The following is a 15013-nucleotide window of genomic DNA, read 5'->3' on the forward strand; positions in this document are numbered from 1 at the left end:
AACACCAGCAAATAAAAGGGTTATATCTTAGCGAGCGAAATTATCTGCGCAGGAGGCACCGCAGGCCACAATCCTCCCTGCATGGCACTAAATCCCACAGGCAAGACGCGCTCCAGCATCTCTTGTGTATCAATTCCGCTAATGATTATTGACTCACAGCTGGGCGATAGTTGCGCCAGAATAGCCCGCATAAACGGTTCAAACGAAATATGTGCAATCCTTTGTTGAACAAAGTTTTTATCCAGCACGACGCGTTTGAACAGGCCGTCAAAAATTGCCCGGGTTGATATACCGCCGGAACCATAGTTTGTCAGGACTAATGGAAATCGCGCAGCAAGTGCGGCCAATATTGGATTATCTTTACCTTTGTTTAACTCCGGATAGCTTTCATTAATAGTCAGCTCCAGAAATGAAAATCGTTCAACTTGTGAAGCAAGTTCAGTATCTGATAATAAAGTATTAGCAACTGCTGGCGTTAAATTAATCCAGGCGGATACTTTTCGCTGAATAAAAAAATGTTGGCACGTTTCGATTAATTCTAGTTTTTCTACAAATAAACGACATTGTTCGTCGTCTGACATCCGAGGTAGGACCAGCTCGGTGGGTATACGCACATCCCCATGCGCACTGGCGAAACTGGTGATGATATTGACGAATTCAAGATCGCCTTTTTCGCTTCTCGCAGGAAGAAAAGAGAACTCAGAATGGTAAAGATTATCCAGTGAAACAATCATCGTGCCAGCCCCGCTGCATGGGTGTTATCCGGCATCCTGTAGCAAAGGATGGAGAAATACGTTACTGCTGATGCAAGTAGAGGCCCTTTCATTTTTCCCTTTTTAGCCGGTAAATCGAATCCTTTTTTTTAGCTTATCCTGATTATAAGCGAATATCCAGCTTTACACTTTTTAATATCTCGGAATAAATCATATTTTTAGCAAGATACGCTCTTAATGTTCAGGGGTATTGTCTAACCAAAAGCAGAAATAAAAGTTAACTTTCAAATGGTGATGTTGAGGCTGCGCACTCGATGGCAGCCTCGGAGTTGCGGGGGATTAAATACGTCGCGCCTGCCAAAAGTTTTTACGCCAGTAAACGTTATCCAGAGACGAGCGCATCACGCCACGGCTGGTTGAAGCATGAATAAATTGATTATTGGTATCGTAAATACCAACATGCAGACCGCTTTCCCCAGACCCGGTTTTAAAGAAAACCAGATCGCCTGGCAGCAAATCGTCTTTATCAATTTCGGTACCAATCTTTGATTGCGTACGCGTATCGCGCGGAAGTTGCAGGTCGAATTTATCGCGCATCGTCATCAAAACAAATCCAGAACAATCCACCCCACTACGGCTCATACCGCCATAACGATAGGGTGTGCCATGCCAGGTTTGTAGCTGATCATTAAGACCGGCGATAACGGCAATAGAATCCGACAAGCGGGCATTTGGCGCAGGCGCACGATGGCTGCTGCAGCCCGCCAAAAACAATGCTGTGATGAAAAGGAGCCAAAAGCGCATTCAGTACGAATCCTCTGAATTTTATTTTTATGCCAATTTAGCGTGGAAATTATATGATTTTCAAGAACCCATTTCACTTAAGTGGTTGATATGAGCATTCTGTGCCCTTCAATATCCAAACGTCGGAAGTTGACGCCATAGGCCGCAGACAGATTGGCCGGCGTCAGTACCGCATCTCGTGAACCACTGGCAAGCAGTTTCCCGCGTTTGAGTAGCCAGGCTTTATGCGCATGGCGTAAGGTGTGATTAAGGTCGTGGCTACTCATCACAATCGCTATGCCCTGCAAACACAGCTGACTCAACAGTCGGTCCAGTGCGTTTTGTTGCGCGACGTCCAGACTGTTCATCGGCTCATCCAGCAGTAAAAGCTGACCTAATGGATTCGCTTGTGGGCAAATCTGCAGGATAACCGCAGCCAGGCGCACACGCTGCCACTCACCGCCGGAAAGTTGGTTCACGCCGCGCCCCAGTTTATCTCCCAGGCCGAGCGCATCGGCGATCTCCTGTAACAGATCGGTGCGTGCTTTGTCGGGTTGATGCAGCGTCAGAAAATGCCAGACCGGCATGGCAAACGGCGGATTTTGCTGTTGCGCAAGATAGGCGCGATATTGCGCCAGCCTGGCGGCCGGCCATTCCTCCAACGGCATATCACCAAAAGTGATACTACCCTCTCCGTTTGTCAGACCCGCCATACGCGCCAACAGCGTACTTTTTCCGGCACCGTTTGGTCCCACTAAATGCAAGATCTCTCCTGCTTTTATCTCACCAGAAAGCGGACCGAGACGGGTCGATTCCGCGACGTCCTGTAGCTGCATCAATCGAGACATTAGTTTGCCAGCGCCTGCTTGATGGTTTGCACCAGGATGGGATCCTCAGGCGTCATATCCGGTGAGAATCGTTGCAGCACTTTTCCATCGCGACCCACTAAAAACTTCTCGAAATTCCACAGGATATCGTCCGGGTAGAGCGGCGCACGACCTTTGCTCGCCATTCGCTCGTAGAACCCACTGTCCGCAGGCGCAACGGCCGTTGGTGCGGCATCAATCAGCTTCTGATACAGCGGATGGCGTCCCTCACCGTTGACGTCAATTTTGCTGAACATCGGGAAAGTTACGCCCCATGTGGTACTGCAGTACGTTTTTATTTCCTCTTCGCTGCCCGGCTCCTGGCCCAGAAACTGATTGCAAGGGAAACCAAGAACGCTGAAGCCCTGTTGGTGCCAGGCTTTCTGCAGATTTTCCAGTTGCTCGTACTGCGGCGTCAGTCCACATTTTGAAGCAACGTTGACGATTAACAGCACATTCCCGGAATACGGCTGCAGTGAGGTAACCTCGCCGTCGATGGTCGTCACTTCTGTATCGAGGATAGTGTTTTGCATAGCATCTCCAGAACAACAGGTGGATTTTCAGTTTTTAATCATAGACCGTACCAACGCGTTCTAGCGCGCGGCTTTTAACAATAGCCAGATAAATACCGGTGCGCCCATGGTGGCCGTTATCACGCCGATAGGTAACTCAGCCGAGGCCAGCACCAAACGCGCGACAACATCAGCAAACAATAATGCGATTGCGCCAGCCAACGCACAACCTGGCAGTAAAACACGGTGATCGGTGAGGCCGCACAGTCGCAAAATATGCGGGATCACAAGCCCAATAAAACCAATCGCCCCTGCCAGAGCCACGCTCACACCAACCATCCAGCCTGTGGCAACCACCAGCAGGTTGCGCCAGAACCATAATGGCAGTCCTAGCTGACGCGCAGAAGTCTCTCCTAACGCCAGCATATTCATCGGCTGCGACTGACAGCAGATCCACACCAGCACCGGAATCAACGCCACCATGAGCCAGGCCTGATGCCAGTCTACGCCACCGAAGCCCCCCATCATCCAGTACATCAGCTGACGTAAATCAAACGAGGTAGAGAAGTAGATAGCCCATGTCATCAGCGCGCTACAGATAATCCCCAGCGCCACCCCCGCCAGCAGCAGACGGCTGGTAGACAGATGTCGACGGGCGAAACGTAGCAGAATAAGCGTGATAATCAGCGCCCCGGCAATCGCGCAAAGGCCCAACGCCCAGCCGGGGAGTTGCCCCTGCCCCAGCAGCACCGCCGCGATAAGCCCGACTCCCGCGCCGTTAGATACGCCCAGTAATCCAGGCTCTGCGAGCGGGTTTTCAAACAGAGCTTGCATCACTGCGCCAGATAAGGCCAATGCAGCGCCTACCAGCAAAACGGCAAGGGTACGGGGAAGTCGAATTTGCCAGACGAACAGATCGCCGCGGGCGCTGAACCAGTCGCCGGGAGCGATCCATTGTTCTCCTGCGCACAAGCTTAGAATCGTTGCCAGTAGCATCAGTACTGACAGTGACAGTATCCAGCGCACGTTTCGGCGTTGTTGTTGATGGGCGAAAGTCAGCATGTTTTCCATTCTGCTGAAAAGAGATGGAGGTGATTCTACGGTGCTGATTCGGTAGTGAAAAGGAAAAAGGCCGCATAGCGGCCTTTTTAGTTATACGCGTCATACTCTGCGTATCGTTAAATCACTCTTCTTTGGGCGTTGCGTTTTCAACCCGGCTTTTTAACTTCTGTCCGGGTCTGAAGGTCACCACGCGCCGTGCTGTAATGGGAATATCTTCGCCCGTTTTCGGGTTACGGCCCGGACGTTGATTCTTATCACGCAGATCGAAGTTACCAAAACCAGAGAGTTTTACCTGCTCACCATTTTCCAGAGCACGACGGATCTCTTCGAAAAACAGCTCGACCAGTTCTTTGGCATCCCGCTTGCTAAGCCCAAGCTTATCAAACAGATATTCTGACATTTCAGCTTTTGTAAGCGCCATAGGTTCAATCCCTCAATGATGCCTGGAATCGCTCTTTTAATGCCTCTACACATTTGGCGACGGTAGCGGCAATCTCCTCTTCTTCAAGTGTACGGCTGGTATCCTGAAGGATCAGGCTGATAGCGAGGCTCTTATAGCCCTCCGCAACACCCTTACCGCGGTACACGTCAAATAAGTTTACGCCAACTACCTGATTTACGCCAACTTTCTTACACTCGGATAAAATATCCGCAGCGGGAACGTTTTCTGCCACAACGACTGCGATATCGCGACGGTTCGCTGGGAAGCGAGAAACTTCACGCGCCTGAGGCACCACGCGGTCTGCGAGCTTATTCCACTCCAGTTCAAACACCAGAGTGCGACCGTTCAGATCCAGTTTACGTTCCAGTTCAGGATGAACAACCCCAATGAAACCAATACGTTCACCTTTCAGATAAATCGCCGCAGACTGACCCGGATGCAGTGCTGGATTCGCTTCAGCTTTGAACTGAATGTCTGCCAGTTTGCCTGTCAGGTCGAGAACCGCTTCCAGATCGCCTTTCAGATCATAGAAATCAACTGTCTCTTTTGCCAGATTCCAGTGTTCATCATGACGGTTACCGCAGATCACGCCCGCCAGCATCAGATCCTGACGGATCCCGAGGTTGGCCTGCATATCTGGCACGAAACGTAAACCCGTTTCGAAAATACGTACGCGGTTCTGCTGACGATTCTGGTTATACACTACCGTAGACAGCAAGCCGGTCCACAGGGACAAACGCATTGCCGACATATCAATAGAGATTGGGCTTGGCAGCAGCAACGCTTCTTCACCCGGGTGCAGCAGTGACTGGACTTTCGGGTCGACGAAGCTATAGGTAATGACTTCCTGGTAGCCTTTGTCATTCAGCATGGTTTTTACACGTTTCAGCGACAAATCCGCTTCACGATGCGTACCCATGATAAGACCCGCCTGAATCGGCGTGTTCGGGATATTGTCATAACCGTATACGCGGGCGACTTCTTCGACCAGGTCTTCTTCGATTTCCATATCGAAACGCCAGCTCGGCGCGACCGCTTTCCACTCATCCTGCCCTTCCGTCACGTCACAACCCAGACGACGCAGAATGTCGCTCACCTGCTCATCGGCAATATGGTGTCCGATCAGACGATCCAGTTTGCTACGACGAAGCGTAATGGTTGCGCGTTTTGGCAGCGTGGCTTCGTTCGTCACGTCAATGACTGGGCCCGCTTCACCGCCGCAGATATCAATCAGCAGGCGCGTTGCACGTTCCATGGCCTTATGTTGCAGCGCAGGATCGACACCACGTTCATAGCGGTGAGATGCATCGGTGTGCAGACCGTGACGGCGCGCGCGACCGGTAATAGACAGCGGGCTGAAGAATGCACATTCCAGCAGGACGTTTTGTGTTTCATCGTTCACACCGGAATGTTCGCCACCAAAGATGCCGCCCATCGCCAGCGCTTTGTTGTGGTCCGCAATCACCAGCGTATCTGCATTCAGCTTCGCTTCGCTGCCGTCCAGCAATACCAGGGTCTCACCCTCTTTTGCCATACGGACAACAATTCCGCCTTCAATGCGGTCTTTGTCGAATGCGTGCATCGGCTGGCCCAGTTCGAGCAGCACATAGTTAGTCACGTCAACCACGGCATCGATAGAACGAATACCGCAACGGCGCAGTTTTTCTTTCATCCACAGCGGGGTCGGCGCTTTAACATTGATGCCTTTCACCACGCGGCCCAGATAGCGTGGGCAGGCTTCCACGGCTTCGACCTGAATCGGCAGGACGTCGCTAATGGTCGCGGCTACTGGCGCGATTTCCGGCTCAACCAGCGGGGCTTTGTTCAGTACAGCAACATCACGCGCCACACCGATGATGCCTAAGCAGTCGGCGCGGTTCGGCGTGACGCTGATTTCGATGGTGTTGTCGTCAAGCTTCAGGTATTCACGGATATCGGTGCCAATTGGCGCATCGGCAGGCAGTTCGATAATCCCGTTATGATCGTCGGAAATACCCAGCTCGGAGAACGAGCACAGCATGCCTTCAGACGGTTCACCGCGCAGTTTCGCGGCTTTAATTTTGAAATCGCCCGGCAGAACGGCACCAACGGTTGCCACAGCCACTTTCAACCCCTGACGGCAGTTTGGCGCACCGCAGACGATATCCAGCAGGCGGTCGCCGCCTACATTCACTTTGGTGACGCGCAGTTTGTCAGCGTTCGGGTGCTGGCCACATTCAACCACTTCACCTACCACAACGCCATTGAACGCGCCGGAAACAGGTTCCACACCGTCAACTTCAAGACCCGCCATCGTGATTTGGTTTGACAGCGCATCGCTATCAATCGCCGGGTTTACCCATTCGCGTAACCACAGTTCACTGAATTTCATTGTTTTATCCTGCCTTTATTTAAACTGTTTGAGGAAACGCAGATCGTTTTCGAAGAAAGAACGCAGATCGGTAACGCCGTAACGCAGCATAGTAAGACGCTCCATACCCATACCGAACGCAAAGCCGGAATAGATTTCCGGATCGATTCCAACGTTACGCAACACGTTCGGGTGAACCATCCCGCAGCCCAGCACTTCCAGCCATTTGCCGTTTTTGCCCATCACGTCAACTTCCGCAGATGGTTCAGTGAACGGGAAGTAGGAAGGACGGAAACGAACCTGCAGGTCTTCTTCAAAGAAGTTGCGCAGGAAATCGTGCAGCGTGCCTTTCAGGTTGGTGAAGTTGATGTTGGTATCAACAATCAGCCCTTCCATCTGGTGGAACATTGGTGTGTGTGTCTGATCGTAATCGTTACGATATACACGGCCCGGGGCGATAATACGGATCGGCGGCTGTTTTTCTTTCATGGTGCGGATCTGCACGCCGGAAGTCTGTGTGCGCAGCAGACGCGTCGCGTCAAACCAGAAAGTGTCGTGGTCAGCGCGCGCCGGGTGATGGCCAGGAATGTTGAGCGCATCGAAGTTATGATAGTCATCTTCGATTTCCGGACCAGTCGCCACGGTAAAGCCCAGCTCACCGAAGAAACTTTCAATCCTGTCGATTGTACGCGTTACCGGGTGCAAACCGCCGTTTTCGATACGACGCCCAGGAAGGGAAATATCGATCGTTTCTTCAGCCAGACGAGCATTCAGCGCAGCACTTTCTAATTCGGCCTTACGCGCGTTCAGCGCTTGCTGTACCTGCTCTTTGGCTTCGTTAATCACCGCACCTGCTGCTGGGCGCTCTTCTGGCGGCAGTTCGCGCAGGGTTGTCATCTGAAGGGTCAGGTGCCCTTTCTTGCCCAAATATTCGACGCGGACATTGTCTAACGCGGCAACATCTGAAGCCTGGTTAATGGCGGCTGTTGCACTGGCAACCAGCTCTGCGAGATGTGACATGGTTTTCCTCGTTATGTTGCGATATTCACTAGTCGCTCGTATATACGCAAAATCATTCAAGTTGTATCAACGCGGCCAAAGAGCGAATGCAGCCAATACAGAGACAACTTGAAAGATGACGCGTATAAAAAAAGCCTCCACCAGGGAGGCTTTTAGGCGCTGTTTTCCGTTTCTTCTTTCACGCGCAAGCCTCCTGAGTTCAGGTGCTAAAGTAAAAGAAGAAGCGGAAAATAGCAGCATTCATGCTTGCGTTACCTTGTGTGGTAAAAACCGGACAACCTTTATTGAAAAGGCTTACGGATAAATTGTCAACTAATTGATTGCACTACAAATAAAAGAGAGGGAGCCAGGCTCCCTCTTTTCACCGGCTTATGCCAGAGCTGCTTTCGCTTTTTCGACCAGAGCGGTGAACGCTACTTTGTCGAATACTGCGATGTCAGCCAGGATCTTACGGTCGATTTCAACAGAGGCTTTTTTCAGGCCGTTGATGAATTTGCTGTAAGAAATACCGTTCTGACGTGCTGCTGCGTTGATACGCGCAATCCACAGTTGACGGAACTGACGCTTTTTCTGACGACGGTCACGATAAGCGTACTGACCAGCTTTGATAACAGCCTGGAAGGCAACGCGGTATACGCGAGAACGCGCACCGTAGTAGCCTTTAGCTTGTTTCAAAATTTTCTTGTGACGTGCACGGGCAACTACACCACGTTTTACGCGAGCCATATGTGCTCTCCTGTATCTATATTCTTAGTAAAAAAATGAATTAAACGTTAACGGCTTATGCGTACGGCAGGCACGCGATAACCAGACCCAGATCGCCTTTAGACACGAGGCCTTTTGGACGCAGGTGACGTTTACGCTTAGTAGATTTTTTGGTCAGAATATGACGCAGGTTTGCGTGCTTACGCTTAAATCCACCACCACCGGTTTTTTTGAAACGCTTAGCAGCACCGCGTACGGTCTTAATTTTTGGCATTTTAATAACTTCCACTTCGCATTGTTAATAAACGAAACGTAGGCGAACAACGGCTGTGGAACCCGTAGGCTCCACAGACATTGCTACTTGAAGGCCTTACTGTTTCTTCTTAGGAGCGAGCACCATGATCATCTGGCGGCCTTCGATCTTCGTAGGGAAGGATTCGACTACTGCCAGTTCACTCAGATCGTCACGGACGCGGTTGAGCACTTCCATACCAATCTGTTGGTGGGCCATCTCACGACCGCGAAAACGCAGCGTGATCTTAGCCTTATCGCCATCTTCCAGAAAGCGTACCAGGCTGCGGAGTTTTACCTGGTAATCGCCATCGTCGGTGCCAGGACGGAATTTAATTTCCTTAACCTGGATAACTTTTTGCTTTTTCTTCTGTTCCTTAGAAGACTTACTCTTTTCATAAAGGAACTTGCCGTAGTCCATAATACGACAAACTGGCGGTTCGGCGTTAGGGCTGATTTCAACTAAATCTACTCCAGCTTCTTCAGCTTTTTCGATCGCTTCTCTCAGACTCACAATACCCAAAGCTTCGCCTTCCAGACCTGTTAAGCGAACTTCCAGGGCGCGAATCTCGCCATTGATACGATTCGGACGTGCCGTTTGAACTCGTTTTCCGCCTTTAATACCTTATTCCTCCAGTTGTTGAAGACTGCGGCTGCGAATCTCTTGTTGCAGCTTCTCAATCACTTCATTTACGTCCAGGCTGCCCAAGTCTTTGCCACGACGGGTGCGCACGGCAACTTTGCCTGCTTCTACCTCTTTGTCGCCACAGACCAACATGTAAGGGACACGACGTAAAGTGTGCTCGCGGATTTTAAAGCCAATCTTCTCATTTCTCAAGTCTGCTTTTACACGAATACCCGCATTTTGTAGTTTCTGCGTTAATTCGTTAACGTATTCAGACTGAGAATCGGTGATGTTCATGACCACAACCTGAACCGGCGCGAGCCAGGTCGGGAAGAAGCCAGCGAACTCTTCGGTCAGGATACCGATGAAACGTTCCATCGACCCAAGAATTGCACGGTGAATCATAACCGGAACCTGACGCTCGTTGTTTTCGCCAACGTAAGAGGCGCTTAAACGGGACGGCAGGGAGAAGTCCAGCTGTACAGTACCGCACTGCCATGCACGATCGAGGCAGTCATACAGGGTAAATTCAATTTTCGGACCGTAGAACGCGCCCTCACCCAGTTGGAACTCAAACGGGATGTTGTTTTCTTCCAGCGCAACGGCCAGGTCAGCTTCAGCACGGTCCCACATTTCATCGCTACCGATACGTTTTTCGGGGCGAGTGGACAGTTTGACGACGATTTTCTCGAAGCCAAAGGTGCTGTACATATCGTAGACCATACGAATGCACGCGTTAACTTCATCACGAATCTGCTCTTCAGTACAGAAGATATGTGCATCATCTTGAGTGAAGCCACGAACACGCATCAGGCCATGCAGCGCACCTGACGGTTCATTACGGTGGCAGCTACCAAACTCAGCCATACGCAGCGGCAGATCGCGATAGGATTTCAGACCCTGATTAAAGATCTGCACATGGCCTGGGCAGTTCATTGGCTTAATGCAGTATTCACGGTTCTCAGAAGAGGTGGTGAACATCGCATCTTTGTAGTTATCCCAGTGACCTGTTTTTTCCCACAGCACGCGGTCCATCATGAACGGACCTTTCACTTCCTGATACTGGTATTCTTTCAGTTTTGAACGAACGAATACTTCCAGTTCACGGAAGATAGTCCAGCCATCGTTGTGCCAGAACACCATACCCGGTGCTTCTTCCTGCATATGATACAGGTCAAGCTGTTTACCGATTTTACGGTGATCGCGTTTGGCCGCTTCTTCCAGACGTTGCAGGTAGGCATTCAGGGCTTTTTTATCTGCCCATGCAGTACCATAAATACGCTGCAGCATCTTGTTATTGCTGTCGCCACGCCAGTATGCCCCTGCGGTCTTCATCAGTTTGAAGTGATGGCAGAAACGCATGTTCGGCACGTGCGGGCCACGGCACATATCGACATATTCTTCATGATGGTACAAGCCAGGCTTGTCATCATGGGCAATGTTTTCATCAAGAATGGAGACTTTATAGGTCTCGCCACGTTTCACGAAGGTTTCACGCGCTTCGTACCAGCTGACTTTCTTCTTAATGACATCGTAGTTTTTCTCAGCGAGCTCGTGCATCCGCTTCTCGAGCGCGTCGACGTCTTCCTGGGTTAACGTACGGTCAAGATCGATATCGTAGTAAAAACCGTTATCAACAACCGGTCCGATCGCCATTTTGGTGTGCGGCCAGAGTTGTTTGATCGCGTGCCCTAACAGGTGCGCACAGGAGTGACGAATGATCTCCAGACCTTCTTCATCCTTCGCGGTGATGATGGAGAGCTTCGCATCATGCTCAATCAGATCGGAAGCATCTACCAGCTCACCGTCAACACGGCCAGCAATAGTGGCTTTCGCCAGACCTGGACCGATGTCCAGCGCAACATCCATGGGGCTTACAGCGTGGTCGTAATGGCGTTGGCTGCCATCAGGAAGAGTAATAACAGGCATGTTATATCCTTATTTGCAGTGGTGCCCCACACGTAAGAGCACATACAAAGATTCAATATTTAAAATTATCAAAAAGGTCTGGGCTGATTCCCGCTTCACTCTGCGAAATATGTCACTGGTTGCCTTAAAGACCACACTGGACCTACACCCGCTTTTTGATAACACCGTTTGACAGTGTACACGGCATTACGGGTCGATAAAAGCAACAATCAACGCGCGCTCTATGATGTAAATCAATTCACTGACACCCAACCGTCTTTGTTACACTTGCACAAAGTCATCTAACCTGAGCAGAAAAAAACAATGCCCACAAATCGCTTTGCGAAGAAACACTGGAAGATGGTTGTGATTCTGCTCGTTATTTGTGCGGCCATGTTGATGCTGCGCTGGGCTGCGATGATCTGGGGCTAAATGACGCTCACCCACTGTTCCGCTTTCGTTTATTTATCGATTAATCGAATTTGTCTGAAAATAGTGCGTTATGACCAGATAAAAAAATAAAACGCAAATTAAATATTAAATAAACTTAACTTTAATTTAGGAAAGCCAGGTCATTTATTTGACCCGGCTTGTCATTACATCCGATAGCCGAGGGAAACTGTCGTGCGGCGATCGGTATGCTCCGGCGCTGTTGCCGGCGGTTCAGAGTTCCAGGTCACGTTGTAAGCCACCTTTAACCCAAAGTGCTCATTGATGGCAACGTTGAGGGCAGTTTCAGAGTTGAGCGTGGTATCGTCAGCGCCGAATACCGACACACCCTGAGTAAACTTGGTATTGTCCGTCATCTGCCATGCATAGGCCCCGGACGCATAGCCCAACGGCTGTGTTTCGGTGGTGCCATCCGTGTGCTCGTCATAGCGCACGCCAGGACCGAATTCGAAACGGAAGCTGTGCACAGGTCCGTTGAGGAACTGACGACCGTAACCTGCGGTCAGTACGTCACGCTCGCGATAACCGTTGTAACGGTCGGTCAACCAGCTTGCCTGTCCAAAGAGATAGTCATAGTCGGTCATGTTGTAACGACTACGGCCACCTACGGCATATTTCTCCGATGAACGCTCATCATTTGAGGAGGTATTGCTGGCATTTCCCCACAGAGACCATGCGGTCGTTTGGCCGTACCAGGTCATGGTGGTATCTGCGGTTAAAGAAGAACTTTTTGTGTTGCCTGACTGGGCGAGATATCCCGCGTTCAGGTTACCTTCAAAGGGTTTTTTCGCGCTGGAAGGGTCATCCATGACAGTAAAAACGGAATCATCGGCTACAGCATGCATTGACGCAAGCAGGCCTCCCGTCAGCAGTAATGCTGCGGGCACTGTCTTCAAAAGCTTCATTTATTAAGAGTCCGTACAACAAAAAAAGAGACCATTACGGTCTCGGAAACTTTCATATGGATCAATGACAAAAGACCCTTGAAAGGTAACAAATTATAAAAAGACTCGAATAACATAGCAATAAATTCTTATTTCATTTTTTGAATAAGAGCGTTCCTAAACCTTTATTTTATTTATATATCTTTATGACGATAATTTTAAATAAAGATATGAAAAATCATGTTGTTAATTACTTCACTTTCGGGAGGTTAAGTGCCAGACTGAGTTCAGCCTAACAGGAGGTAAAGATGGTACGTATCTATACGTTAACACTTGCGCCCTCTCTCGATAGCGCAACAATCACCCCGCAAATTTACCCGGAAGGTAAGCTTCGTTGTACCTCGCCGGTTTTTGAACCCGGCGGCGGCGGTATCAACGTCGCACGCGCAATTGCCCATCTTGGCGGAACCGCAACGGCGATTTTCCCCGCGGGGGGAGCAACCGGAGAGCATCTTGTTGCATTGCTCGCCGACGAAAATGTTCCCGTATCTACCGTCGAAGCCAAAGACTGGACCCGACAAAATCTTCATGTCCACGTGGAGTCCAGCGGCGAACAATATCGTTTTGTCATGCCAGGCGCTGCGCTGACCGATGAAGAGTTCTACCAACTTCAGGATCAGGTGCTGGAAATTGAATCTGGCGCGCTGCTGGTCATCAGCGGCAGTTTGCCGCCCGGCGTACAGCTTGAGAAATTGACCCGACTCATTACCACCGCACAAAAACAGGGGATCCGCTGTATTGTCGACAGTTCAGGCGAAGCACTGACGGCGGCGTTAGCCATCGGCAATATCGAACTGGTCAAACCCAACCTCAAAGAACTGAGTGCGCTGGTAAACCGCGAACTCACTCAACCCGATGATGTGCGCAAGGCCGCGCAGGAAATCGTACAAAGCGGAAAAGCGCACCGCGTTGTGGTCTCGCTTGGGCCGCAAGGGGCGCTGGGTGTAGATCGCGATACCTGCGTTCAGGTGGTTCCGCCACCGGTGAAAAGTCAAAGTACCGTAGGTGCAGGCGACAGTATGGTCGGGGCCATGACGCTTAAACTGGCAGAGAACGCGCCTTTTGAGGATATTGTCCGTTACGGTGTCGCCGCGGGCAGCGCAGCAACGCTGAATCAGGGTACTCGCCTGTGCTCTTTGGACGACACGCAAAAAATATATTCGTATCTCGCTCAGTAATGACACCGTCCCTCTTTTGAAGAAAAAGGGGGATTCTCGCGTAAAACTGTCAGCATGGGTGTTATGCGACTATGATAAAAAATCACGTGATTACAAAGAAGTGAATCATGTGCAGTCAGACGTCTCCACAACGGTGCGAGGTGAAGAAGAGCGACAAACATTAAGTGCCTTTCCAGCGATGACGCGTCCGTGGTGTGCGTCAGTTCGTGTTTTTTAACCGCATTCTTGCGCTAACCTTATGATCTGGCAGACAACATGGGGAGAGACATCATGTGGCAGGCTATCAGTCGTCTTTTAAGCGAGCAATTAGGTGAAGGCGAAATCGAACTGCGTAATGAACTGCCCGGCGGAGAGATCCACGCCGCATGGCATTTACGCTATGCGGGGCGAGATTTTTTCGTCAAATGCGATGAAAGAGAGCTGTTAACCGGCTTTACGGCAGAAGCCGATCAGCTGGAGCTACTTTCCCGCAGTCAAACTGTATCTGTACCGAAAGTCTGGGCAGTAGGTGCAGACAGAGATTACAGCTTTCTGGTGATGGATTTCCTCCCTCCCCGTCCGCTTGATGCGCATAACGCGTTTATCCTCGGTCAACAGCTTGCGCATTTGCACGAATGGAGCGACCAGCCTCAGTTTGGTCTCGACTTCGATAACGCGCTCTCTACCACGCCGCAGCCAAATACCTGGCAACGTCGCTGGTCAACCTTTTTCGCCGAGCAGCGTATAGGCTGGCAGCTGGAACTCGCCGCTGAAAAAGGCATAGCGTTTGGCAATATTGACGCCATAGTCGAACATGTCCAGCAACGTCTCTCTTCTCATCAGCCGCAGCCGTCTCTCCTGCACGGTGATTTGTGGTCCGGGAACTGCGCCCTCGGCCCGAACGGTCCGTACATCTTTGACCCTGCCTGCTACTGGGGGGACAGAGAGTGTGACCTGGCAATGCTGCCGTTACATACCGATCAGCCGCCGCAAATTTATGACGGTTACCAGTCTGTCTCGCCACTACCGCTGGATTTTCTCGACAGGCAGCCAATCTACCAGCTCTATACGCTGCTGAATCGGGCAATTCTGTTCGGGGGACAGCATTTGGTTGTGGCGCAGAAAGCGCTGGATAGATTACTGGCGGCTTAACGACGTACCATGTTGCTTATCAGGCCTGCCGTT

The 15013-nt window shown here is 50.7% G+C and carries 17 protein-coding genes and 1 other annotated feature; of the genes, 3 read left to right on the forward strand and 14 right to left on the reverse strand.

Going from position 1 to position 15013, the window contains the following annotated elements; all coding sequences use genetic code 11:
- Positions 1-20: 20 nt before the first annotated feature.
- From OGX97_RS08640 to thrS, 13 genes are all read right to left on the reverse strand, one after another.
- On the reverse strand, positions 21-734 hold the full coding sequence (locus OGX97_RS08640; RefSeq protein WP_235124036.1) for an EAL domain-containing protein: 714 nt from the start codon (positions 732-734) through the stop codon (positions 21-23).
- 318 nt (positions 735-1052) lie between these two features.
- The gene (locus tag OGX97_RS08645) at positions 1053-1517 is read right to left on the reverse strand and encodes an NlpC/P60 family protein (RefSeq protein ID WP_003832591.1); all 465 of its coding nucleotides are present in this window, start codon (positions 1515-1517) and stop codon (positions 1053-1055) included.
- Between the two features lie 77 nt (positions 1518-1594).
- Entirely contained in the window at positions 1595-2344 is a 750-nt protein-coding gene (btuD, locus tag OGX97_RS08650) for a vitamin B12 ABC transporter ATP-binding protein BtuD (RefSeq protein WP_008784579.1), read from the reverse strand.
- Entirely contained in the window at positions 2344-2895 is a 552-nt protein-coding gene (locus tag OGX97_RS08655; RefSeq protein ID WP_003832585.1) for a glutathione peroxidase, read from the reverse strand. Before OGX97_RS08655 ends, btuD begins: the two co-directional genes overlap by 1 nt.
- Positions 2896-2955: 60 nt before the next feature.
- A complete protein-coding gene (btuC, locus tag OGX97_RS08660) occupies positions 2956-3936 on the reverse strand; it encodes a vitamin B12 ABC transporter permease BtuC (RefSeq protein WP_279850560.1) in 981 nt (326 codons plus the stop codon).
- Positions 3937-4057: 121 nt separating this feature from the next.
- Complete coding sequence (gene ihfA, locus OGX97_RS08665) at positions 4058-4357, reverse strand: integration host factor subunit alpha (protein ID WP_003030571.1); 300 nt, start codon at positions 4355-4357, stop codon at positions 4058-4060.
- 4 nt (positions 4358-4361) lie between these two features.
- Positions 4362-6749: a phenylalanine--tRNA ligase subunit beta gene (pheT, locus tag OGX97_RS08670; protein WP_279850559.1), complete on the reverse strand. Its 2388-nt coding sequence runs from the start codon at positions 6747-6749 to the stop codon at positions 4362-4364.
- A 15-nt stretch (positions 6750-6764) separates the two neighbouring features.
- The gene (pheS, locus tag OGX97_RS08675; RefSeq protein WP_003832580.1) at positions 6765-7748 is read right to left on the reverse strand and encodes a phenylalanine--tRNA ligase subunit alpha; all 984 of its coding nucleotides are present in this window, start codon (positions 7746-7748) and stop codon (positions 6765-6767) included.
- 124 nt (positions 7749-7872) lie between these two features.
- Positions 7873-7997: a sequence feature (Phe leader region), on the reverse strand.
- Positions 7948-7992: a pheST operon leader peptide PheM gene (pheM, locus tag OGX97_RS08680; RefSeq protein WP_001386830.1), complete on the reverse strand. Its 45-nt coding sequence runs from the start codon at positions 7990-7992 to the stop codon at positions 7948-7950. (Overlaps the previous feature by 45 nt.)
- 120 nt (positions 7998-8117) lie before the next feature.
- Positions 8118-8474 (reverse strand): 50S ribosomal protein L20, encoded by a 357-nt coding sequence (rplT, locus tag OGX97_RS08685; RefSeq protein WP_003030578.1) that lies wholly within the window; start codon positions 8472-8474, stop codon positions 8118-8120.
- 55 nt (positions 8475-8529) lie between these two features.
- The gene (rpmI, locus tag OGX97_RS08690) at positions 8530-8727 is read right to left on the reverse strand and encodes a 50S ribosomal protein L35 (RefSeq protein ID WP_003030583.1); all 198 of its coding nucleotides are present in this window, start codon (positions 8725-8727) and stop codon (positions 8530-8532) included.
- A 96-nt stretch (positions 8728-8823) separates the two neighbouring features.
- A complete protein-coding gene (gene infC, locus OGX97_RS08695) occupies positions 8824-9366 on the reverse strand; it encodes a translation initiation factor IF-3 (protein ID WP_048997935.1) in 543 nt (180 codons plus the stop codon).
- Between the two features lie 3 nt (positions 9367-9369).
- Positions 9370-11298, reverse strand: a complete 1929-nt coding sequence (thrS, locus tag OGX97_RS08700; protein ID WP_003832572.1) for a threonine--tRNA ligase — start codon at positions 11296-11298, stop codon at positions 9370-9372.
- Between the two features lie 303 nt (positions 11299-11601).
- On the opposite strand from thrS, the gene yniD reads away from it, so the two are divergent.
- Positions 11602-11709 carry a small membrane protein YniD gene (gene yniD, locus OGX97_RS08705; protein WP_003030590.1) on the forward strand — a complete coding sequence of 36 codons (108 nt, stop codon included), beginning with the start codon at positions 11602-11604 and terminating at the stop codon, positions 11707-11709.
- Positions 11710-11873: 164 nt separating this feature from the next.
- Here yniD and OGX97_RS08710 read toward each other — a convergent pair whose 3' ends face one another.
- The gene (locus OGX97_RS08710; protein WP_003832568.1) at positions 11874-12632 is read right to left on the reverse strand and encodes a DUF481 domain-containing protein; all 759 of its coding nucleotides are present in this window, start codon (positions 12630-12632) and stop codon (positions 11874-11876) included.
- 287 nt (positions 12633-12919) lie between these two features.
- On the opposite strand from OGX97_RS08710, the gene pfkB reads away from it, so the two are divergent.
- Both pfkB and OGX97_RS08720 read left to right on the forward strand, forming a co-directional pair.
- Complete coding sequence (gene pfkB, locus OGX97_RS08715) at positions 12920-13849, forward strand: 6-phosphofructokinase II (protein ID WP_100272567.1); 930 nt, start codon at positions 12920-12922, stop codon at positions 13847-13849.
- A gap of 270 nt (positions 13850-14119) precedes the next feature.
- Positions 14120-14980 carry a fructosamine kinase family protein gene (locus OGX97_RS08720; protein ID WP_003030598.1) on the forward strand — a complete coding sequence of 287 codons (861 nt, stop codon included), beginning with the start codon at positions 14120-14122 and terminating at the stop codon, positions 14978-14980.
- Positions 14981-15013: the final 33 nt, after the last annotated feature.

The organism is Citrobacter sp. Cpo061, from assembly GCF_030332845.1.
In the GTDB taxonomy this organism is placed as follows: Bacteria; Pseudomonadota; Gammaproteobacteria; order Enterobacterales; family Enterobacteriaceae; genus Citrobacter; species Citrobacter portucalensis.